Annotated in this window: 13 protein-coding genes and 3 pseudogenes; 7 read left to right on the top strand and 9 right to left on the bottom strand. The window is 54.9% G+C overall.

Annotated elements, in window-relative coordinates; translation table 11 throughout:
• Positions 1–471: 471 nt before the first annotated feature.
• From HDF15_RS22425 to HDF15_RS22400, 7 genes and pseudogenes are all read right to left on the bottom strand, one after another.
• Positions 472–1,877 (bottom strand): annotated as a pseudogene (locus HDF15_RS22425) (error-prone DNA polymerase); the annotation flags it as partial.
• Between the two features lie 700 nt (positions 1,878–2,577).
• A pseudogene (locus tag HDF15_RS26520) lies at positions 2,578–2,733 on the bottom strand (hypothetical protein); the annotation flags it as partial.
• Between the two features lie 134 nt (positions 2,734–2,867).
• Positions 2,868–4,136: pseudogene (locus HDF15_RS22420) on the bottom strand (family 43 glycosylhydrolase); the annotation flags it as partial.
• 234 nt (positions 4,137–4,370) lie between these two features.
• A complete protein-coding gene (locus HDF15_RS22415) occupies positions 4,371–6,149 on the bottom strand; it encodes a glycoside hydrolase 43 family protein (RefSeq protein ID WP_184259660.1) in 1,779 nt (592 codons plus the stop codon).
• A 166-nt stretch (positions 6,150–6,315) separates the two neighbouring features.
• Complete coding sequence (locus HDF15_RS22410) at positions 6,316–7,860, bottom strand: sialate O-acetylesterase (RefSeq protein ID WP_184259659.1); 1,545 nt, start codon at positions 7,858–7,860, stop codon at positions 6,316–6,318.
• Positions 7,861–8,053: 193 nt separating this feature from the next.
• Positions 8,054–9,433 (bottom strand): rhamnogalacturonan acetylesterase, encoded by a 1,380-nt coding sequence (locus tag HDF15_RS22405; RefSeq protein WP_184259658.1) that lies wholly within the window; start codon positions 9,431–9,433, stop codon positions 8,054–8,056.
• Between the two features lie 38 nt (positions 9,434–9,471).
• A complete protein-coding gene (locus HDF15_RS22400) occupies positions 9,472–10,680 on the bottom strand; it encodes a PKD domain-containing protein (protein WP_260331269.1) in 1,209 nt (402 codons plus the stop codon).
• A 112-nt stretch (positions 10,681–10,792) separates the two neighbouring features.
• On the opposite strand from HDF15_RS22400, the gene HDF15_RS22395 reads away from it, so the two are divergent.
• From HDF15_RS22395 to HDF15_RS22365, 7 genes are all read left to right on the top strand, one after another.
• Positions 10,793–12,523 (top strand): DUF5597 domain-containing protein, encoded by a 1,731-nt coding sequence (locus HDF15_RS22395; protein WP_184259657.1) that lies wholly within the window; start codon positions 10,793–10,795, stop codon positions 12,521–12,523.
• A 634-nt stretch (positions 12,524–13,157) separates the two neighbouring features.
• Positions 13,158–13,961, top strand: coding sequence for a glucose 1-dehydrogenase (locus tag HDF15_RS22390; RefSeq protein WP_184259656.1), 804 nt, complete (start codon positions 13,158–13,160; stop codon positions 13,959–13,961).
• Between the two features lie 76 nt (positions 13,962–14,037).
• Positions 14,038–14,907: an aquaporin gene (locus tag HDF15_RS22385; RefSeq protein WP_221314574.1), complete on the top strand. Its 870-nt coding sequence runs from the start codon at positions 14,038–14,040 to the stop codon at positions 14,905–14,907.
• 42 nt (positions 14,908–14,949) lie between these two features.
• Positions 14,950–16,554: a GMC oxidoreductase gene (locus HDF15_RS22380; RefSeq protein ID WP_184259655.1), complete on the top strand. Its 1,605-nt coding sequence runs from the start codon at positions 14,950–14,952 to the stop codon at positions 16,552–16,554.
• Complete coding sequence (locus HDF15_RS22375; RefSeq protein ID WP_260331268.1) at positions 16,551–17,582, top strand: VOC family protein; 1,032 nt, start codon at positions 16,551–16,553, stop codon at positions 17,580–17,582. Before HDF15_RS22380 ends, HDF15_RS22375 begins: the two co-directional genes overlap by 4 nt.
• Before the next feature lie 308 nt (positions 17,583–17,890).
• Positions 17,891–20,269 (top strand): MGH1-like glycoside hydrolase domain-containing protein, encoded by a 2,379-nt coding sequence (locus HDF15_RS22370; RefSeq protein WP_260331267.1) that lies wholly within the window; start codon positions 17,891–17,893, stop codon positions 20,267–20,269.
• Between the two features lie 132 nt (positions 20,270–20,401).
• Positions 20,402–21,406 (top strand): MBL fold metallo-hydrolase, encoded by a 1,005-nt coding sequence (locus tag HDF15_RS22365; RefSeq protein ID WP_221314573.1) that lies wholly within the window; start codon positions 20,402–20,404, stop codon positions 21,404–21,406.
• A gap of 94 nt (positions 21,407–21,500) precedes the next feature.
• On the opposite strand, the gene HDF15_RS22360 is transcribed toward HDF15_RS22365, so the two are convergent.
• Positions 21,501–22,664, bottom strand: coding sequence for an outer membrane beta-barrel protein (locus HDF15_RS22360; protein ID WP_184259651.1), 1,164 nt, complete (start codon positions 22,662–22,664; stop codon positions 21,501–21,503).
• A gap of 346 nt (positions 22,665–23,010) precedes the next feature.
• Entirely contained in the window at positions 23,011–24,081 is a 1,071-nt protein-coding gene (locus HDF15_RS22355; protein WP_184259650.1) for a DUF4331 family protein, read from the bottom strand.
• Between the last annotated feature and the right edge of the window lie 32 nt (positions 24,082–24,113).

Here is a 24,113-nt window from a genome sequence, read left to right as displayed (position 1 = left end):
TGGAAGTCGCAATTCCGAATCCAGGGCACAGATATAAAAGCCTCAAGCTCTCTATTTCCTCGCCGACCTCGATGAAAAATCTATCGAGGTCGAGTGTTTCATGATGCGGATATCATCAACATCTGCCAACTTCCGAAAGCCCTCGACAGAGATTTGGTGGACAGAGGACGTGGGTTCGATAAGGGTGCAATATGCGTTCCTAATGGTGCCTCAGGGCGCTCAGAGAGCCATCCGCTACGCCTAGTTTCTTACAGTTACGGGTTTCTTCTTTTCTGTCACGGCAGAGGTCGCGGGTTCGAGCCCCGTCGTCCCCGCCACACATTCCAAAAGACTTACGGAATATATGGGATCTAAGTGACAAGCAAATCAGGACATAATAAAGGCACACTAAGCAAATTACCCTTCTGTACCCGCTCGTGCTTGAGCCCTCTTTGTGCCCATGCCGGGCACCATCATCTGGACAACCTTGCTCTATGCGGCCCGCTTCTGCGGGTTCACGGCCTGCGTGTAAACCTCAAGCGTGATCCTGCTGTTGGCGTGCCATAAAAGCTCCTGGACCGTCTTCACATGAACCACCCCATCTTGGTTCTGAAGAACGCCATCCACCAAGGGAAATTTGCTCCGTGTGACCGTCAGACGATCACGCTCATATAAATCGGGCGTGACAATCACATTGGCGATCCCAGTCTCATCCTCCATTGAGAGGAAGATAAATCCCTTCGCCGTACCGGGGCGCTGTCTCGCGATTACGCATCCGGCGGTTCGTACGAACTCTCCGTCCTTATAGGTCTTCAACTCCAGGGCAGATAAGACCCGTTGGCGCTGCAGCTCCGCCCGGTGGTAGTACATGGGATGTTTCCCTACAGTAAGCCCTGTTCCCGCATAGTCGGAAACTAGGCGCTCTTCCGTCGTCATCTGCTGAAGCGGCAATGCCTGGGCTTCCTCTTGCAGCCATTCGCTATTCTGCCGCAGCAATGGTCCTTCCATCTTTCCCGCACGATCCACCTGCCACAGAGCATCGGGCCGATGCTCAATGGCATCGAGCTTGTTCAGTGCGCCGATTCGAGCGAGTAGCGTCAGTTCCTTGCGATTCAAAAATGGAACGCGCAGAGCGAGGTCTTCCGCGGATTGAAAAAGGCCAGCCTCTGCTCGTGACGAAACCAATGCTTCCGCAGACTGCTGGCGCAGACCCTTTGCGTAGCCAAGTCCCATCCGCAAGGATAGCGAACCGTCCTGCTCATGTTCGATCATGCAGGGCCAAGCGGACACTTGTACATCAATCGGGAGGACACGCAGACCATGCCGTTGCGCAGAACCGTAGGTGAGTAAAAGCCCATCGGTTGGCGATTCAAGATCGCACACGTGAAAGCCGCAAGATAACGGACCTTGAAATAGGCCGAAGCGTAGGCGATCATCGCGAAGCTGGCCGCGTGCGACTCGGGAAAGCGGTATAAAGCAAACGAGCTAATATTTTCGACGATGGTGTCCTGCGTCTTCGAGTCGATGCCATTCGCTGTCATACCTGCCCGGAGGTTGACTTCCAGATTTCGCATTCTCTCCCATGAGCGGCGCAATTCCTCCGCTTCGGCCCCGCTGAAGTTTGCGACCGTCATCGCGATTCTTAACAGTTGTTCCTGGAAGAACGGAACACCCAATGTTCGTTTCAGAACCGGCTCTAAGGACGGGTGTGGGGATGTGACCTCTTCCCGTTTCTGTCGCCGTCGCATATACGGATGCATCATCTTGCCCACGATGGGACCGGGCCGAATGATGGCTACCTGAACGACTAAATCGTAAAACCGTGTCGGATAGTTACGCGGTAACGAGGCCATTTGAGCGCGACTTTCGATTTGAAACATGCCCACTGTATCTTCACGTATTCGCCCTGTGGCTCCGACCTCATCACCGGCGGTGCTGTAGGACCAGAGGGCTCTCTCTTTGCCTTTATTGCTGTTTTGAGCGCAGCCGTCCTACTTATCGCAACTTCGAAGCGGCAATCATTGTAGCGAGGCTTTCAGCGTTTTCTGTAGCAAAGTGTGAACGAGGACATGTCCTCGTTGCTGCAAGCTCGTTCCTGCGCACAACGCGGGCAGAAAGCGGTAGTCCTGTGATCCTGCGGCGCAGGTTGCTGCGCTGGCTACATGCATTCAGCTAAAGTTCAACCGACCTGTTTCCTGTAATAAGCCGGAGGAGAAACGTGAGGATTACCGCGCCAACAACTGCAATAGCAATGCTCATGATGAGACCGTGATCTACAACGCCACCCAGGCCGAGGCGTGAGAGATAAAATCGCCGATCAGCGCTCCAAAACCCGAGCCCGGGCCGTTATCACGTACAGGTGTCACGCTTATATTCAAGACCATGATCAAGACGAATCTAGTACTGAACGTTCAAAGCGCCGTTGCGTTGAATTTTGTTCTGCCAGTGGGTACGGCTTCCGAGAGTACCACTGTAGACGCTTCCTCGTTCGTTATCAATTCAACGGGCACTTCCGTCGGCACGATTGTGAATCGGAAGTTCGTAGAAAAATTGCGAAAAGGCTTTCGAGGCGAAGATCTCCTTGCCTCTGCTTAAAGATTAACGGCTGTAGTCATAGCGGAAGCTATCCACGTCGACATACCCTTCGTCTTTCAAATCATTCTTTGTATAAAATCCCACTCTCGCTCCAAGGAAGCCACCGAAGCTCGTAATATGGAAAGCCTCTCCAAGAGATATAAAGCGTTTGCCGTCAGTGCTGAATGAAAATTGTGCCTCACCTGCTGTACCCCATTCTGCTTCGAGCCAGACTGTTTTTTGTCAGCCGGCAGACCCGGGCCATGGATAGCTTGACCATTATTATCGAAAGAGAAGGACGACTTTCCGTCTTTTCGAATGACATCCATCGAGGCATAAGTTCGGCCGAGAAAACAAAGTCCCGACTTCTGACCATCCACCATGTGACCGATATCGATTTTGACTACGGCTACATTATTATTTACCCGGAAGGGACGCTGAGTGAGGATGTCCGGGGACTTGAGCAGATGATTCTCCTGATCAAGTGGACGTAAGGCATGCAGACGTAGGTAGCCCGGACGTTCTGTCAGCGACCATGCGTCGGGCTTTGGCTGAAAGAACCATTCCCATTTAGGAGAGAGCAACGCAGCATTGAAGTCATCGGTAGTCTGAAATAGAGCAGGATGGATGCTACTTCTGGGCATAACGGGGATTGGTTCTTTGCCCGACCAGACCATATTTCCAATACCATCCTGCCCGATCTCGCCTGCAACCGGCCAACCGTCAATCCACGTCACGGGTAGTATGCTTGCGGGGCGTCCCTCCCATTCATTCAATCCATGGTGTGTGATGAAGACCCATTTGCCTGTGTGAGTCTGCAAAATCGAACCTTGATTGGGTTCGCGGTCGGTCCTCGCGTTCACATGATTGAGCTGGTGTATCTCATAAGGGCCTGCAATGGTCTTCGCTCGACCGATCATCGGCACTCGGCCTTCCTTGGTTACCTCGCTGAAGAAGTGGTAGTAGAGGCCATTGAACTTGTAAAGCTTATTGGCCTCGCTGCACCGTGATTGATAGATGATCTTGTCGGTCTCAAGCTCGATGCTGAGACCATCCGAACTCATCCGGAAGAGATGAATGTTATAGGGTTTTCCGTTTTTCGGATCGACCGCGAAATTGGTGGTGATCAGGTAAGCTTTGCCATCGTCATCCCAGAGAGGCGCGGGATCGTCCCAGCCGGCGGCTTTCATCAGGCAGGTGAGGGGAGACCATGGACCAGCCGGATTTGCCGCTGTACTGACGAAGATTCCTTCGTCGGGCGTAGTGAAATACACGTAGAAGAGGCCAGCGTGATATGCGAGCGTCCCGGCCCAGACTCCGCGTTGGGCGCCGTCCATGTGATCGTAGTTAAATCGCGGGCTAAATTGAGTAATGTCGGGGATGACATGGCCAATGATTTTCCAGTCCATTAGATCGTCGGATGTCAGGACTGCCATTCCCGGAGACATCGCCTTCGTTGCAGAGATGTAGTAGTAGTGACTGCCCACACGCAGCACGTCTGTATTTTGAAAGTCGGCCGGCAGGATGGGATTGAGATACGTTCCATTTCTTTGGTCTCCGAAATGTCCCAGACGTCCGGCCATCGCGGAGGCCGGTTCCACGTCTCCAGCTTTCGACTGTAACTTCGGAAGCGCGGCAGTCGAGGAGCAGGCAAACAGTATTGCAAAAGATAATGCGGAGAGTTGTGGGGAACTGAGATTCGGCATTTTTCGCTCCAGTAAAGGACGTTTCGCTGAGAGCTTGTCTGGACAGGCAATAAGAAATTAGATGGCACGAAAAGTGGGCTGTCTGCCTGAATCAGGAGCAGCCCTTGCTACTCATTCGATCTCATAGCGAAAATCGCTAAAATCTGAGTAGCCTCGATCACCAGCGCTGTTAAATGTATAGAGCCCTATTCGATCTCCGCGGTAGGAACCCCAGGTGAGCCGACAGGAATGTCCGATCTCAGTGAACACCAAGCCATCGAAGCTGTAGCTGAAGCGCGCCAGTCCTTCTACACCCCATGTCGAATGCAACCATATGCTCTTGGCAGCTACTGCGGGGACGACGGTCGATCCTGGCTGGTCAACACGCATTAGCGTTCTTACCCCTCCATTCTGAACAACAGCGAGCCTACAGTTTGCTTTCGCAAAATGTGCCAAGCCAGCTTCTTGCCCGTCCACAAGGCCGTTCAAATCTACCTTTACTGTCACTTCTGCCTTCGCGGCCCGGACCGCACGCTGCGTGATGACATTACGAACACCAGCAAAGTCAGCCCTTCCAGTGAGCGGGACGAGAGCGTGCAGCCGCAGACCACGATTGGTAAGAGACCATGCATCAGGCCGTGGTTGATAACGCCATTCCCATTCAGGCAGAAGGGACCGCTCGCGCAATGAGTCACTCGCAAACAATTCAGATTTTGAGTTGTTGAGGACAGGCTTGGAGCCACCCCATACCATCTCTCCAATCCCATCGCGGCCGGGCCGTCCGATGATGGGCCAGCCGTCGAGCCAGGTTACGGGAAGCAGAACTCCCGCGCGACCCTCCCAGTCTCCCCGCCCTTGATGGGTGAGAAACCACCAACTCCCGTCCTTCAGCTGAATAAGACCACCCTGATTCGGATCTTTGTCCACCACTCCATGGACGTGGTTGAGTTGCCGAACCTCCCATGGTCCCTGCAGATTGCTGGAGCGCTCCATCATCGCCACTCGACCTTCAGGCCTCACTTCACTGAAGTAATGAAGGTAAACACCCCCGATCTTGTACAGCTTGTTGGCCTCGCTGCCGCGTGACTGATGGATGATGCGGTCAGAGCCTTCGACGATACCGTCGTTGCCAGTCTTCATCGAAAATAGATGGATACGATATTTCTGCCCATCCTCATCAGCGTCGAAGCGAGTCGCTACCAAATAGCCTTTGCCATCGTCATCCCAGAAAGGACACGGGTCATCCCAGCCCGCTGCGGCGATGACCTGTTTGGGTGACGACCATGCTCCTTCGGGGCGGCTCGCTGTGGCCATATAGATTCCGCCGTCTGGCGTTCCAAAATACACCCAGAAACGCCCATCATGGTAACGAATGGAGCCCGCCCAGATGCCTCTGCCATCGCGGTTCATGCGATCCCATCCAAGCTCCGGATCCAAGGCGGTCAGGTTGGAAACAACATGGCCGACAATCTGCCAATTGACTAGATCGCTCGAATGCAGGATTGCCATTCCGGGAGAGTATTGCATGGTGGAGGAAATGGCGTAGAAGTCGTCGCCAACTCGAATCGCATCCAGATCGCTGAAGTCACCGGGAAGAATGGGATTCAAGAATGTCCCATCATGTCGATCACCCCATTTGCCTATGGACGACTGCACTGCAGGTAGATCTGGGCCACCTGAAGGATACTGCTGAGCGTAGGCATTTTCTCGGATCGCACACACAATCAAAGCCCACAGACCCAAAATGGCGAGCAAGATAAACGGGTGCCGCTTTCGTTTGAGAATGCCAGAGAGCTGCGCCGCCTGACCAAACGAAGATCCACGCAGGAAGCCAGACGCGGCTATGAGGCTGCCGTTAGTAAGCAGGGAACTACGTGTCCAATGTGCTAACGGTCTTGCCGCTCCGACCATTGCGTCTCCCTTCTCTCTCTGTAACTTCGTCTTGCTCGTGCTTGCGATCAATGTCAGTTGCTTTCCAGCGGTAGTCCTGCTGGTGGACGACTTTCCAATGCAAGTGAGGGTGCCGAATGTAATTGGTTTTGTAACTCGCCGGTCTTTCGGCTTTCGCGCCTATCCGTCACTTTCCGGTGAAGTCCTTCGCGATTGCGGATAATGCGTCTTGCGAATCCGTCCGGAACGGCGCAGCTGGTAATCCCGCACCGTTAATAAGATTCGCCCCATCCGGGTAGTTGTCCCAGGCGTAACGTACGGATACGGGAGACACTACCTCATCGCTGTGGACCACGACAGCCTCTCCTCGGATGATCGCCATAGCGCTGACATATCTCCCGTCAGCTCCTGCAACCTGGAACCATTGCAGCGGTCCGCCCTTGCCAATAAGCCCCGCAGCGTGGCTGAAGTGCAGGACGATATTTGCTCCTTCTATCTGCATGCCCGCAAGAACCGGGCCGGAAAACTCGATCTTTTTGCCGTAGACATTCGCCAAGGCGATGCGGCTCAGCCTGTCTCCCACCGGCTCTTTGTTCTTGGGATGAACGTTAGTCGGGTCGCCCACATCAAGTGTCACTGCCATACCAGTATCTGGTAATGACAACAGGTGCGCCTGCCCCTCGCGAACCATCGGGTTATTGCTCGAGTTCTTGAGCGGAGGCAGTTGCACACAATAGAAAGGGAAGTTGCCTTCGCCCCACTCTTGGCGCCAATCCTTTACCAGTGCTTCCATAACGTGCGGATAGATTGCCACTCCCGCTTTCCCGCCAACGATCGACTCACCCTGGTACCAGATCACGCCGCGCATCGCGAAAGGAATGATCGGATGCACCATGCCGTTATAGAGCACCGTAGGCTGGTGCTGATCCTGCACAGGGTCACGCAATGGACCCGGTTTACCCGGACGCGCGTTGATCGTCTGCGGTGCAGATGGAGCTTGATCTGTGGTGGCATTGGGATGGGTCTTGTAAAAGCTGTAGAGGTCATCGAAGTGGTCGAGCATGGTTTTTATTTGCGGATCACCCGCTGCGACCGGCCGTGAAACCCAAGACTCCGCCGTGCTTGCGCCAAACGCTACAACTACCATGCCGACCGGTTCTCTAAGAGCCTGATTCAGATCGCGGCCGAAGAGGTATGCCACGGCCGAAAATGCGGGAGCATTTTCTGGTGTGGCTATTTTCCATTCCCCACTGATCTCTGACTGCGGCTCGTAGGTCTTCTTCGTCGTTGCCATAAAGATGCGTAGCTGCGGATAGTTTGCCGCGGCTATCTCCTTATCTTCATCCTGCATTCCTGCGAACGCGGCGACCTTCGCCGAGACTGTAAAGGCCATATTCGATTGGCCTGAACCGATCCAGTCTTCGCCCACGAGCACATCGTTGATGGTGACGGTATTCTTTCCGGTAATGGTCATGACGAAAGGACCACCCACCGTCAATTTGCCAAGCTTTACCCTCCACTTTCCATCGGCATCCGCAGTCGTGACTTTTCTTTGCTTGGCAAACGACACGACAACCTTTTCGCCCGGATCGGCTGTGCCCCACACCGGTACGGACATGCCGCCCTGCAACACGGCATGATCGCTGAACAGCTGATTGGGTTTCACATCGGCGAATGCGACAACAGTAAACAAAAGAGTAGACACGACGGCACATACTTGGGCAATTCTCATTCGACACCTCATCCGGATTGAAGCCACGCGCCTATCCACTAGGGGAGTGGCTGCATTGAATACCTGAATCTCTTAGCATTGTTGTTCAAAAGGAACTCCCATCGAAGCATCATTCGCTTGCCTTGTCTTTACAGCTCAACCAAATGGTGTGGGCTCTTTGCTGCTACTGCAAACACAGAAATCTTTGGCATAATCAGCTGGCCTCGGCGGGCGACCCTGAGCCACCCTTACCCGGGTCGGTTCCGTCCCTTCCGCCACCGGTGTTTCTTCTCTCATTGGCATCGAAGAGCTGCTGCAAAGCAAGCTCTTCCGCCTTGTCAGGGTGGGCAGGGTCGAAGTCCTTGAAATCTGCGACTACATAGTTGGCCAACTCCAGCTTGTTTTGCCTGATTCCCATGACGATACATTTTGCGAACTCATAACCGCCGTATGCGGTTGAGTGCGTACCGTCAGCCAGAACCTTCGGCGCATCGCTGCCGGCAGAGTCATAGAGAAGGATGCTCATCTTATAGAGATCAATCAGCGGAACCTGCTCCTCCCTTGCGACCTCTCGCATCGCCTCCGGATATCCGCCATGGCCGTGCGAAGGCGCACCGGTGGTTCGATTCGCGCGATCCATGGGAGTTACCAGCACTGGGATTGCGCCGCGAAGCTTCGCCTCCGCGATGTAAGTCTTCAGGTAAGCCTTGTAGGTTGTCTCCGCTTCCACATAGGTCTGAGGCCACGTCTCTTTCGAATCGTTGTGCCCGAATTGAAGGAACAGATAGTCGCCCTTTTTCATCTGGCTCAGAATCTTGTCCAGGCGCAGCGCATTGGCAAAAGACTTCAAGGTCTCGCCGGATTGAGCCTGATTCGACACGGCCACGCCGGGCTTGAGAAAGCGCGGAAGCAGCTGTCCCCAACTGACGTCGCCCCCACCATCCCTGTCCGTCACGGTAGAGTCGCCCGCGAGGAAGACGGTCGGAGCCGACTGCGTCGTGGTTATCTCGATGGTGCGCAGCGCAGCGTGCGGGCTCACAATCTCGATGTTCAGTTTATCGTCCCAGTCGCGGGTATTGCCGCGATCGAACTGGTCCAGGGTTACCTCCTCGCGTCCCGTCGCGTTGGTGGGCAGCTTAGCCAGCTTCGGCGTGCGAACATTCGTGGTGAAGCTGCGCTCGACGATCTCACCGGCTCCCACTTTCACGCGTTCCAGCATCAGCCGGCCGGACTCCGCTTTGACGGTCGTGGTCGTCGTCGCGGAGGAGTCTCCAAACGTAACCGTCACGCTATAGTCGCCCTCAGGCACCTTGGCCGAGAACGTGAACGGCCGTTCGCTGGTCGTGGTCTTGCCGTTATCTCCTGAGGCAACCTGGGCACCGGGCTCATAGCCGTATCCGACCTCATCCTTGTAGACCGACGCGGGACTGACTTGGATGTAACCCGGCTTGCCGGGGCCGCCGCTAAAATCGAACTTCAACGTCGCGGTGGCCGATTGAGACAGGCACGTTCCAGCCAGCAAAGGACAGAGCAGTGCCAGGTATTTAGGGAGAGCCGGGTATTTAGGAAGGATTGTCACCCGCAAAATCATCATAGTATCGTCAGCCTTTCTACATGCGATGTTGCATTCGATTAGCGCAGCGTCACATCCCAGATCTTCGACATACGCGACCTGCCCGCGTGCCCTTCTACCGAGAGCACAACGACATACTGACCAGCCTTCGCGTAGCTGTGAAGCGGATGCTGATCGGAGGAACTACTGCCATCACCAAACTCCCATTTCCAACTAGTGATCTTGCCAATGGACTCGTCCTGAAAGGCAACGAGACGGCGATCCATGTCGAGAATTTTAAAGCTCCAACGCGCATCAATGGACTTCTGAAACTGCGGCTCAAGTGGCATCAGCCTAAACTCGTTCAGGAACGAGGCATTTCCATACATCGTGTGCTCGGGAGAGAGGTTCCAGAAGCCGTTATTTTTCTGATTGCCGTCGTAGTCGATCACAGCCCAGGACAGACCGATGATCTTGTTCTCAAGAAGCTGGGACTCCACCGCGCGCTGCGGGCCTTCGCAACCGGCATAGTCGAATGGTGTGATGTAAAACTCAAGAACATACTTTCCCGCCTGGCCGGGGCGAAAGCTGTAACTCTGTGCGTGATTCGCGTAAGGCAGCTCCTTATCCCAAGGCTGGCATCCCCATGCCAGCGCCCAATCCTTACCCTCGGCCGGAGTCATGATGTGGTAATTCTGGGCTTGAACGCCGTGCATAGAGAAATGCGCGTCCCAGGTGTCCTGGTCGGCGTTATTTCGGAACTGTGGGATCAGTGGGCCGCCGGAGCGATCCCCGTCGACGACAATCTCGAACGTATCGTTGTGCAGGCCGGGATCGCTGAAATCCCAGTAGTTGTCATATGCCTCATAGAGGAAGTAGAGGCGGTTGAGACCCTTCACCCAGCCCACCTTGACATGAACATCCAGATCTTTTGGGTCGGGCTTCGCGTGCTTGTGCTCGTCGTCGTGCATCTGGTCGAGCCCGATGGAGTAACTCTCCGGAACTATCGCCCAATCGCCCGGATCACCGTCGATGCGTGGAATCTTGTCCGCAGGGAACTGGAAAATCTTGAATATCTGTGCCGGAGGAGGCGCTGTCCCGACTAACTCCGTCCGCCGCGCGGGAGGTTCCTGCGCGAGAGGTGCTTGCGCGAAAGTGGGCTGAGCGAACGTCATCAGATGCGCTGCGGCGCTCGCCGCGCAGATGAGAACGGAGATGAAGCCGGGCGTGCACGCCCGGCCAACCGGCAAGGCCTCTTGTCTGTGGCGGCCGGTCATGCGATGATTCATGCCGTGTCCTCATAGGAAATATATTCGCTATAGAATTACCGCTGATCACTTTAGCACACAGACGCCGCACTTCTTCTGCGGGCTGCGTGCATCTTAGCGGACAAGGGTAAGCATGATGAACCTGAATCGCAACACTGTGTTGTTTCTGATGTGTCTTTTCGCGACGGCAATGTCCGGGGCGCAATCGACCGCTCATCTGGAGAAGCATGGCACCGCTGCCCAACTGATCGTCGACGGACAGCCTTTTCTGGTACTGGGAGGCGAGCTGGCGAATACAGCGTCTTCGAGCCAGGAATATATGAAGCCGGTTTGGCCGCGGCTGGCGCAGATGCATCTGAACACAGTGCTGACGGGCATGTCCTGGGCTCAGTTCGAGCCCGAAGAGGGAAAGTTCGACTACGCTCTGATCGACGGTCTGCTGACGGGGGCGCGGCAGCAGAATCTGAAGATTATCTTCGTCTGGTTCGGCAGTTGGAAGAACGGTATATCAAGCTTCGCCCCGGCGTGGGTGAAAGCGGACCAGGACCGGTTTCCGCGGGCGCAACTGGGCTCCGGCAGGTCGATCGAAGTCCTGTCCACCTTGAGCCCGGAGAATGTGAAGGCCGATTCCACCGCGTACAAAGCCTTCATGCACCACCTGCGAGAGGTCGATTCGGACAAGCACACCGTCATCATGATCCAGATCGAAAATGAGGTGGGAGTCCTGGGAGATTCGCGTGACCGCAGCACTGCTGCAAATGAAGCGTTCGCCGGGCCGGTGCCGAAGCAACTGACAGACTATCTGCAGAGCCATAAGTCATCTCTTCGGCCGGAGTTGAAGAAGGTCTGGGACGCAAACGGCGAAAAGACCGGAGGAACCTGGACAGAGGTCTTCGGAAGTGAAATGTCAGATGAGGTATTCATGGCGTGGAACTATGCGCATTACATGAATCAGGTGACGAAGGTAGGAAAGACCGAGTATCCGGTGCCGGTGTTTACGAATACATGGATCGTGCAGCCCGAAGACCGCGGGCCGGGCGACTATCCCAGTGGATGCCCGGAGCCGCATGTGCTCGACGTCTGGCGCGCCGGAGGACCTGACATCGACATCAACGCCCCGGACATCTACCTTCCCAACTTCGCGGAGTGGGTCGCTCGCTTTCATCAGAATGGCAACCCATTGTTTGTGCCCGAGTCGCGCGGCGACGCCGCCGGAGTAGCGAATGCGTTTTATGCCATCGGACAGCATGACGCCATCGGATATTCGCCCTTTGGGATTGATAACGTGGCGCGTTTGCTGGCGCCTTCCCCCAGCCCGGCAGCGAGTAACCAGATGCCGACTTCTTTGGTCGACGTGCAGAATCTACCGCTGACCAAAGGCTACGATGTGCTGGGGCAGCTCGCGCCGCTGATTCTCAAGCATCAGGGAACCGGATCGATCGGTGCGGTGGTACTCAACGTAGGACAACTGAGCCAGTCCATCGCCGTGGGCAATTACACCATCACGGTAAGCACCGTCCAAACTCGACGGTCCACGGCAGTCGCCTCCACTACCGCGGAAGCGGCGCCGGCTTACGCGATGATGATCGCGACCGGACCAGACGAATACGTGATCGCTGCCAGCAATACAGAGATCACCTTCTCGCCGAACACGCCAGGCCCACCCGTGGCGGGATTGGCACAGGTGCAGGCTGGCCACTTTGCGGAGGGAGTATGGGTGCCAGGCCGATGGTTGAACGGGGATGATGTGCTTCTGAACTACAAGCTCGCTCAAGCCGCGGCAACGAACCAATCCGGAAGCGGTCTAAGATTTGCAGCGGATGGGCCGACCATACAGAGCGTGAAACTCTACCGGTACAAATGACTAGGTGGAAGTTCGGCAGTAGCAATATTGCATCCATTCGCTAATGAGGCGAGAGGGCGCTTGCAACAGCAAGGGCCCTAATTTATGAGAAAGATGGATCGTCTGGCGTTTGATTGACTGGCGGAGCCGGATACGCCGTGCCGCCGTCATACAGCACCAAACGGAGGTAGCCCCAGACAACTCCGGTCTCAGCCGGGCGAGCCAATCGGTGCGGCAGTAGGAGACAGATGCGCTTCGAGATTAATGGAGACGCTCGGTTACTAGAGTGACAGACGTAGTCAACCGGTCCGAGGAACGATAGTTCTCTTTTACCCATTCCTGTTCCACATGGATATTTTCAAGAAACCGACTGACCTTCAGCCCTCCCCGTCCTAGGCTTCATTTCCACCGAAAAATGGCCGAAACTCTTCAGAACACTGGAAGTGTTGAGGCTGGCCTTACGCTTTCGTACGGTTTATTCGTGCGCAGGTAATGTATACGAATGCGGCACATCCTGTACCGCCCTGTAGAAAACTCCAGCCGTTGAGCAGGAGGAAGACAGGGTGTGATCGAAGCCCCCACCAATAACAATCGTGACAGCACGACGCAGGTTGCTGTTCACAGATTGAACTTGGCGAATGCCTAAGGGGTCGAAATGAATACATTGCTAAAAGGACAGGTCGCGGTCGTAACCGGGGCGGGTTCTGGTATCGGCGCAGCCGTTGCCGTTGCACTCGCAGATGCAGGTGCGACTGTCGTTGTCAATCATCCGAATGTCCCCGCGCCAGCGGAAGAGATAGTCGGCAAAATCAAGAGCAACGGTGGCGCCGCGATTGCTCTTGGCGCAGACGTCAGCAAAGAGGACGAGGTAGTCGCGATGTTCCGCGATATCGTCGCGCAATTCGGAACCGTCGACATTTTGGTTGCCAATGCCGGTTTGCAACGCGATTCACCTTTCACCAAAATGAGTCTCGCAGATTGGCAGTTCGTATTGAACGTCAACCTTACTGGGCAATTCCTTTGTGCGAGAGAGGCGACGCGTGAGTTTCTGAGACGTGGTCCTGACCCTTCGCGATCTGTTGCGACGGGGAAGATCATTTGCATGAGCTCCGTACATCAGGTGATTCCCTGGGCTGGGCACTGCAACTATGCCACATCGAAGGGTGGTATCAAGCTCTTCATGGAGAGCATTGCCCAAGAGTTGGCCCCGCACAAGATTCGGGTCAACGCGATCGGACCAGGAGCAATCAAGACACCCATCAACCGAGTGGCCTGGGAGACGCCGGCTGCCGAAGCGGCATTACGCACTCTGATTCCCTACGACCGAGTCGGAGTTCCAGAGGATATTGCAAAGGCAGCCGTATGGCTGGCCTCCGATGAGTCGGACTATGTGACCGGGACCACGCTCTTCGTCGACGGCGGCATGACGTTGTATCCGGGGTTTGCGACAGGCGGATAGCCCAAGGCAGTATTTGCTTTTTGGGGTTCAGCAGGCATGGACCCCAGTTCCTTCTAAAGAAGAGGGTAGGGCCATCGTGGAGAACCAACCGGCAACATATCCCGTGCGAGCACTTTCCCCGTCGGCCACTCTGGCAGACGCCATCGCGTTGCATTGGCCCGAGTATTTATTTGAAGGCTTGGAACTGGCGGCTTTTATGCTTTCGGCTTGCGCTTTCGGTACTCTGCTGTTCTATTCCGAATCCCCAGTCGTTGTGTGGGCGCCATCCGCTGTGCTTCGTCTCGTTCTCATGGGCATCGCGATGGGCGGTACTGCGATCGCGATCATTCTCTCTCCGATGGGGCGTCGATCCGGAGCGCATTTCAATCCCGTGGTGTCCTTGACATTCTTCTGCCTAGGGAAGATGCACCGATTGGACGCGCTTCTGTATATAACCTCTCAGTTTTTAGGAGGGGCATTTGGGGTAGTTGTTGCGAGGATTCTCATCGGCCCCAAGCTTGCCTCCCCGTCAGTACGCTATGTGGTCACAGTCCCGGGACAGTACGGCGTTCCTCTCGCCTTTCTGGCGGAGTTCTTTATGGGGCTGCTTACGATGACGGTGGTGCTTCAGAGTTCCAATCGTCCGCGTCTTTCACGCATCACCTGGTTGCTGGTTGGACTTTTGGTAGCGACTTATGTGATTGCGTTCTCCCCGGTTTCCGGTTTTAGTCTCAATCCCGCTCGCACAATATCTTCGGCGCTCTTCGCCGGCGTGTGGACCGCGATGTGGCTTTACCTTACGGCTCCGCTGTTGGGCATGCTTCTCGCGGCCTCGCTTTATGTCCTCTTCTCCGGATCACAGGCCGTCCTCTGCGCCAAGATCTATCACGACCTTCATAGTCCTTGTCCTTTCCGCTGCCGTTTTCGACGGCTTGCACAACCAGAGCCATCTGCGTCTCGTTTGTGATACCGGAGACGGCTCTCTAACCACGCATCCCAAGGGAGAATCATGGCACAGCAAACGCGTTACGACGTCATCATTATCGGTACAGGTGCAGGAGGAGCTACGCTGGCCAAACGCCTGGCTCCGTCAGGGATGAAGATCCTTATTCTTGAGCGCGGCGACTACGTTCCGCGTGAGAAGGAAAACTGGAGTTCTCTGGAGGTCAACCTCAAGGGACACTATCTCGCCAAGGAGAAATGGCGCACAAAGGATGGAGAGGTCCTCGAGCCGCATACCAACTACAACGTGGGTGGAAACACGAAGTTCTTTGGTGCGGCTCTCTTTCGGCTGCGCGAAGTCGATTTTGGAGAGATTCGCCATGAGGGCGGCGTGTCGCCCTCATGGCCCATTTCGTACACGGATCTCCAATCCTATTATGATGAGGCCGAGGATCTGTTCGAGGTTCGCGGTGAGCGCGGTGTCGATCCTACAGACCCGCCGACCACAGGCCCCTATCCCTTTCCCGCTATTTCACATGAAGAACGGCTCGAGAGATTGAGTGCTGATTTCTCGTCCATGGGCCTCCATCCGTTCCATACGCCCTTAGGCGTGCGCCTCGATGAGCAGCACCGGCGCACGAGCCGCTGCATTCGATGCAACACATGTGACGGATTTCCTTGCCTGATCCACGCAAAATCCGATGCCGAGATGATGTGCATTGAGCCGACACTTCGGATGTACGACAATGTCACGCTCTTGACCAAAGCAAAGGTCACTTCTCTCAAGACAGGCGCATCGGGTAAGGAGATTACTGGTGTCCTGCTTGAGCACGATGGGGAACAAGTGGAGATGTCGGCAGATGTTGTCGTCGTCTCTTGCGGAGCGATCAACTCAGCCGCTCTATTGCTGCGATCGGCGAATAACGATCATCCGAACGGTCTGGCCAACCGCTCGGGCGTCGTTGGTCGGCACTACATGGGGCACACCAATTCGGTGGTCATGGCTCTCTCGCTCTGCCCCAATCCCACGATTTTCCAGAAGACGCTTTCGGTCAACGATTTCTACCAGGCTTCGAGTGAGTGGGAGTATCCGATGGGGCACATCTCATTTGTCGGAAAACTGGATCTAGACACACTCAGGGCGGGAGCTCCGGCGATTGCTCCTGGCTGGAGTCTCGAGTTGATGGCGAAACATTCACTCGACTTCTGGCTCACATCGGAAGACCTGCCTGACCCCGAGAATCGAGTCACGATCAACAGTGCGGGCGAGATCGTTCTAAGCTATACGCCGAACAACCTGGAGGCCCATAAGCGGCTGAAGCACCAGTTGTCAAAGATGATGAAGAGCACCTCGTGCGAGTTTCATGGGTCCGGATGCCACCAGGGACTATTCGACAGGAACATCTTTATCGGCCAGCAGATTCCCCTTGCCGGGGTTGCTCACCAGAATGGTACGGTGCGCTTCGGTCATGATCCGCTGACGAGCGCACTGGACATTAATTGCAAGGCTCACGACGTCGACAATCTTTATGTAGTCGACGGGAGCTTTTTCCCTTCGAGTGGTGCGGTAAATCCTGGCTTGACGATCGTTGCCAACGCGCTGCGTGTTGGCGATCATTTGTTAGAGCGAATGCATGCGCGCAAGGAAGTGTCACAGGCGTTGCAGGCATGAAGCACTTATTTCTGACAATTCGTTGGCTGGTTGTTTGCCTTGTGGTCGTCAGCGGTGGGCGCGCCAGGGCGTCGGTTCGTGTGACCAGCGTAGGTTGTCCCTCGATCTCGACGGTCTCGCTCGACCGCGCAGTCATGTTCTACACAAAGGTGCTCGACTTTCAGCTTGTGAAGATGGAGGACTCGTCGAGTTCAGCGCGGCTCGCGCCTGCCATGTCTCCCGAAACAAAGGCCAGGACTGCGAAGCTTTCACTTGGCGACGAATGCCTGGACATCACAGAGTACAGTTCGCCGAAAGGCAAATCGTTTCCTGGCGATTCGCGTGCGAATGATCTCTGGTTCGAGCATGTAGCGATCGTGGTCTCGAACATGAATGAGGCTTATGAGCGACTTAAAGTGGCGCACGTCAGCTTTGTCTCGAACGTTCCTCAAACCCTACCGGAGTGGAACAAGGATGCTGGAGGCATATCTGCATTTTATTTTCGCGATCCGGATGGACACTATCTGGAGCTGATCCATTTTCCATCCGGGAAGGGGCAGCCGAAGTGGCAGATGCCGTCAAAGAAGATATTCTTGGGCATAGACCATACTGCGATTGCCGTTTCTAACACTGAGAGGAGTATCGCTTTTTATCGCGACAACCTTCATTTTCACGTTGCCGGAAGCAGCGAGAACTACGGGGAAGAACAAGAGCACCTTAGCGGGGTGTTCAACGCGCATGTTGTCATCACCAGCCTTCGGACCGAATCAGGTATAGGAATAGAGCTCCTTGATTACGTAACTCCGAGTTCCGGTCGTCCGATTCCTGCCAACCTTAGGGTCTCCGATGTCGCTCGCTGGCAAATCCCGTTGGAGGTCACACCGGGGCCAGCGTCTGTCAATGCGATTGAAGGACTTTCACTCACACACTGGATCAAATTACCTGCCCGTGACGGAACTGATCGGGAAGCCGTGTGGGTTAAGGATCCCGACGGCCATCTCTTGGAATTGATCAAGCGTGGCACTCATATGGAGCCTGTCAAACAATGATCAATGAAAAGAAGAGCGCGGAAGTGGATAACCCCGAACAAACCCGTTTAGAGCAATCAAGACGGAAAGAAAAGCATTGGAAACAGTGGGGTCCCTACCTAAGTGAACGCGGATGGGGAACAGTGCGTGAAGACTACAGCGCGAATGGGACCGCCTGGGACTCGTTTCCGCACGATCACGCACGATCACGAGCCTACCGTTGGAATGAAGATGGTTTAGGCGGAATCTGCGACAACCACCAAAACCTTTGCTTCGCACTGGCCCTTTGGAATGGCCATGATCCGATTGTGAAGGAGAGGCTGTTCGGCTTGACCGGTAGCGAGGGAAACCATGGCGAGGACGTGAAGGAGTACTACTTCTATGTCGATTCGACACCGACCCACTCCTACATGAAATTTCTCTATAAATATCCGCAAGCGGCGTTCCCCTATAACGAACTTGTGAGCGAGAACGCTCGGCGTGGAAAACATGAGCCTGAATTCGAATTGCTTGACACGGGTGTCTTTGACGAAGACCGATACTTTGACGTTCAAGTGGAATACGCGAAAGCGGATGTCGACGACATAGCGATTCGGATCACGATAATCAATCGTGGAACCGATGCAGCATCTCTCGATGTTCTCCCCACGCTTTGGTTCCGGAATACGTGGTCGTGGACTGGAGGTGAGGAGGCGCCTGAGATCAGAGTCGTGAAGAACAAGGCAGGGCAATCTCGATTCCTTACAACGAAGGCTGAGTTCAATTCCTACGGGTTGTCTTTTGAAGGCAGTCCAGATCTGTTGTTTACCGAGAATGAGACAAACTACGAGCGCTTATACGGTTCTCCAAACCGTTCATTCACCAAAGATGGCATCAATGATGTTGTCGTTAGCGGACGGATGCAGGCTGTCAATCCGGAGAACCGTGGAAGCAAAGCCGCCGCGCGTTACAAAGTGGACCTCCAGGGAGGACAATCAGCAGTTCTGCGTCTCCGGTTAACCAAAGGCGATGGCCTGACCGACGCCTTCAAGGGCTTCGACGCGATCTTTCAAGCGCGAGTCTCGGAAGCCGACGATTACTATGCAGCTATCATCCCTGCAGAACTCAATGATGACGAACGAAATGTCATGCGTCAGTCCCTTGCGGGCCTGTTGTGGTCCAAGCAGTTCTATCACTATGTGATCAAAGAATGGCTGGAAGGAGATCCGAAGCAGCCGCCTCCTCCATCCGCACGAAATACAGGGCGCAACTCCAGGTGGGGTCATCTCTACAACGCAGACGTACTCTCGATGCCAGACAAATGGGAATACCCGTGGTTCGCGGCCTGGGATCTCGCATTTCATTGCATCGCGCTTTCGATCGTCGATGCGGATTTCGCGAAGAGCCAACTATCGCTGATGTTGCGCGAGTGGTACATGCACCCGAACGGGCAGCTGCCCGCTTATGAATGGGCTTTCGGGGACGTGAATCCTCCGGTGCATGCCTGGGCTGTGTGGAGGGTATATCGAATCGAAGAACGACGCCGAGGCTCAGGTGATCTTAAATTCCTTGAGTCTGCATTTCACAAACTCCTGCTGAACTTTACCTGGTGGGTAAATCAGAAAGACGCCGATGGTCTGAACGTCTTTGAAGGAGGATTCCTCGGCCTCGACAATATTGGAGTCTTTGATCGAAGCTCCCCCCTTCCGGTGGCTGGTTTGATCGAACAGTCCGACGGCACGAGCTGGATGGCCATGTACACACTCAACATGCTCACCATCGCCTCTGAGTTGGCGCGGTACAATCCCGCCTACGAAGACGTTGCCAGCAAGTTCTGGGAGCACTTCCTCTACATCGCCCACGCGATGACCCATATCTGCGCCGACGGAAAAGGGCTTTGGGATAGCGAAGACGGTTTTTTCTACGACGTCCTGTACTCGAAGAGTGGTGATTGGGAACGGATGAAGGTGAGATCTCTGGTAGGTCTGACGCCCTTGTTCGCTGTTGATACTTTGGAATCGGCCGATCTGGACAGGATGCCGGACTTTACGCGCCGGCTGAACTGGTTCGTCAAGAATCGGCCTGACCTCACTTCAAATGTCGCCCGTATGCATGGCGGCCAAAATGATCGTCTCCTTCTATCAATCATCGACGAAGAACGGCTTCGCGCAATTCTTCGCCTTATGTTGGACGAAAACGAATTTCTGTCCCCATACGGAGTGCGAGCCTTGTCCCGGAGTCACCTCGAATCCCCGTACATCAAGTACGTCGGTGGTACAGAGTATCGCGTCGACTATGAACCCGCTGAGTCAACTTCCGGACTATTCGGTGGCAATTCCAACTGGCGGGGTCCCATTTGGTTCCCCATGAACTATCTCATCATTGAGTCGCTGCAGAAGTACCACTTCTTTTACGGCGACAGCTTCAAAGTGGAGTGCCCCACTGGCTCCGGCACGCTGATGACTCTCGCGCAAGTCTCGGTTGAGCTATCAAACCGTCTGAGCGCCATCTTTTTGAAGAATGAAGCCGGCCGGCGTCCAGTCTATGGGTCCATAGAGAAATTCCAACGCGACCCACACTGGAAAGATCTTCTGCTCTTCTTTGAATACTTTCACGGCGACCACGGGTCGGGTGTGGGCGCAAGTCATCAGACCGGGTGGACCGGGCTCGTGGCTAAACTCCTGCAACAAAGCGGTGGTCAAAAACCTGTCTCGAGCACGCACAAATAGTGCCACTGCGTGCGCCTCTCGATGACGCAAGGCCACGCCGAGTCCACCTGAAAAGTTCGAAGGATCATCCTGTCCTCGGCTTAGGCGGAGTTCACAAATCTATCTACACAGCTAGCATTGGAGGCTCTTGAGATGAAATTCAGGCACATCTTCGTATTTGGATTGATCGCGGTCACAGGAATCGCGAGTCCCGATATGCACGGATCTGCAAAAAAGGCAGGCTTTCAAGCCCCTGGCTTTTATCGAATTACAGTGGGCGAAGTGGAGGTCACGGTTTTGTCCGATGGGACCGTTCCACTACCGATGGATCAACTGCTTACCCACACCACCCCGGCGCTCGTGGACCACGCACTCGCAGCGTCATTCATCAGGGAGCCTTATGCAACCTCGGTAAACTGCTTCCTTCTGAATTTCGGTGGCAGGCTCGTGCTGATCGATACGGGTGCAGGACTTACCCTGGGTCCGACGCTCAATCATCTTATGGCGAATCTTCGGGCGTCCGGGTACGAGCCAGATCAGGTTGACGAGATCTTCTTGACACACATGCACATGGACCATGAGGGCGGATTGACCAGCAATGGCGTGCGAGCATTTCCAAATGCTGTACTCCACGCCGACGATAAAGAGGCGAATTACTGGCTGAATCCGGAAAACGAGAAGCGGGCAATGGAAGATGCCTCCAGACGTCCCTCTGACCAACAGGCCAAGTTCGTCGAAAACAACTTCGTCGAGACCCGCAAAGCAATACAGCCGTACATCGACGCGGCCCACTTCAAGTGGTTCCACGGTGGAGAGGAGGTATTGCCTGGCCTACGTGCGATAAGCGCTGCTGGCCACACACCTGGACATACCATGTTCTCTCTGGTGAGCGACGGTGCGCGAATTCTATTTTGGGGTGACATTGTGCACGTGGCCGAGGTGCAACTCACCACGCCCCAGACAACAATCCTGTTCGATAGTGATCCGATACAAGCCCGAGCGGAACGTTTCAAGATGCTGAAAGAGGTTGGCTCTCAGAGGGATCTGATCGCCGGCTCCCATTTACCATTTCCTGGCGTCGGCCATATACGGATGTCACAACAAGGTTTTACGTTCATACCGCTCAACTTCATCGGAGAGCCGGGCAACAATAAGTGAACACGGTCCTGAGAGCGCAGAGCGGATTAGCAAGTTGAAGATCGTCCTTTTCACAATCCCTCATTAAGCGCGTCGCGTGTGTCCTACATGCTCCTCAAAAGATTCGGCCCTTGAGAAGCAGTTCGAACCCGGCGCTCAATTCGTTGCGATGCCGGATAGGCGAGTCCGCGGCTCCAAACGAATGCTGCCCGGAAAAGTCTCCCCTGATCTCAGGCCGAAACTCGAACCATGGTTTGGGGCGCAGCGTAATACCCGCGGTTGCTTCTCCGTAGGAGCCCGGTACTGCGGCTCTTGCTCCGTGAGGATCAGCAAACCATTCCAACCGCGTGTGCAAAGCGGCAATTCGATTCAGTTCATAAGACGTGATAACGAACGCGTCCTGACTGCCCGAGTTGTGCCGCCCGTTTGCCGGGTCGTGCGGATCAGAAAAATACCCGACGTCGAAAGCTTGATTGAAGTGAGGGGTCCATACTTCGCGCGCCTGTAGTTCAGCAAGTGTCTGCCAGGTTCCAACGTGGTTTGATGCCGCAGCTAGAGGCTTCGGCCCTGTATAGACCGTTACAAGATATTGTTGTTTCATCTCGGTCAACGGATGGTAAATAAGTTTGGCCAGATACCCGGGAGCGCGCCCGCGAAGAATGAAGGATGTGTTGTAGCCCATCGTCGTTCCCAGGACGATGTCGGTTTGCGAATTAGTGTGGGCGGTTGCAAATAACGCGGTGCCACTCGAACCATCATGCGTCCAGAAATAGCCGCGGGAATAGAGCTGGTTGTAGGGGGAAAGTGTCGTCTCCACACCTGTGGGAATGTTGATCCTTCCTGCGGTCCAATCGATCCCTTCCCGAAAGAGAATCGGTGTGTGCAATTTGAAGTAGGCTTGCCGGAACTCTGTACCCCATCGCGTGCTATCAAGACCAAAATGGTTTTGCGAGCGGAGGAGAGCTGCGTCGGAGCCTGCATAGAAGTCAGTCCGAAATCCCCATGAAAGAGTCTTAATCGTTGATCGTTCCAGAACCACCCACGCGGCATCGAGCATGAACTGGTTACTGAATCGATTTGGGGTGGGGGCCTCGGCAACCAGGCCGCTAGCGTTGCTGACGGAAGTGAATCCTCCATCGAGCCATCCAAAGGAGCGAACCCTGTGTTTATGTCCCCAATCGGAAAGGGCATCCCTCCCCAACAACGGCTTCTGGTCTTCTGGGTATGTGCCGAGGGTATAGGTCTTCCGATCCGCGCCAGAGTCGTCACGCCCGGTCATCTGCCCCATTCCTTTGGGTTCGGAGGAAGTTTGCGCGGAGCACATTGCACACCACGTCAGGAGAAGGATAGCTAGGGCGTGGGCCCGGATTGTTACATGTTTGCTCATCATCATTTCAGTGGTCTTCCAAACCGGCGTACGGCTGCGAGGTTTGCATGGGATCGAGGAGGACGCCTTCAGTGCGTCCGACTGGAGTTGAGTCGATTGAAGTGTGAGGCCCTTGAACGTTGGTCCCGCAGTCCGTTGCCAAAAGCGAAAAAGGGACCGGAAAACCCGGCCCCTTCGAGCTTTACCGCTGCAGTAAGCACCGATGGCCGTGCTGCGCGCGTTGCGACAATGAATTGCTCTAATTGGTGGGACGTGGAACGGGAACAACTCCGACTTGTTCTTCCTTCGTATAGGCGGCGCCGAAGTACGGGAACTCCTTCCGGGTGCGGCTGAGGTCTGGGGCAACGCCATCTGCAAGCGGAGTGTTCGATGCCAGCTGCAGCATGATGTCCATGACGTCATCGCCCAATGGCCGACCGTTGAAAGCTGCCTGATCGAACGCAGCTTCTGTGCCGAGTTCATAAGGAAGGACGGAGGGGAGAAGACGACCTACGACCTGCTTCCCGTATTCGGATGGATTGACCACTGATCCTGCATAGGTAGACATGTTCTCGGCGAATTCGGCGGTCACGCCGGCGTAGTTCGCTACATCCTCGGCCGGTCCAGCAGCATTGAACTTGTCGATCAATTCCGGCTTCGAAGGATCGGTCAGGAAGATGTGGGTGTACAACGGTAGTCCCCAGCGTTGTACCTGCATCTCCGGCGCATGACCGTATAGTGACGATGTGGCCCACGCATGTACTTTGCCCTTTCCGATGAGCTCGTTTGGAACCTCCAGAACAATTGCCGTGACGTTCCGGTGACCGAAGAAGTTTTTCCGGTTTTGGAAGTGGCTGGCGTCATACCGCTTTTCTTTGTAGTACGTCTTGATCCAGCCGATAATGGCAACGGCGTCTCCAGCGAATAGATCTGGCGCCAGCCCAACATAGGCACGGATGCCATTCTTGGTCTCGACCTTCTCGGTCTCACCCTCAATCAGGACTTCACCCGCGGCACTGCGAGCGGCATCTTTGCCCGTTGCTCTGCGAACCTTGTAACTCTGGATGTGGGTGTGTTCTTCACCATCCGCGTGACGGGCATCGCCGAACTGGAGGTTGAACGTTACGTCCTCGTGCGAGTCACCATTGAGGTCGAACCGAAATGCGTATAAGCCTTCTTTGTGGAGAACATCTGGCACAGACAGACCCGCATCCGGGTTGACTGTCATAGCCATGACCGTGTGGCCGGGTGTGCCCTCGAAGAGATAGAAATCGCAGACGTTGAGGCTTGGATCCTCTTTCGCAAGCTTTGTATCGAAATGGTGCGACATACGTAACCTCTTTCATGAAGTGATTGCAGAAG

This window comes from Granulicella mallensis (assembly GCF_014203225.1).
GTDB classification, from domain to species: domain Bacteria; phylum Acidobacteriota; class Terriglobia; order Terriglobales; family Acidobacteriaceae; genus Granulicella; species Granulicella mallensis_A.
This window is presented reverse-complemented; position numbering and strand designations above follow the sequence as displayed.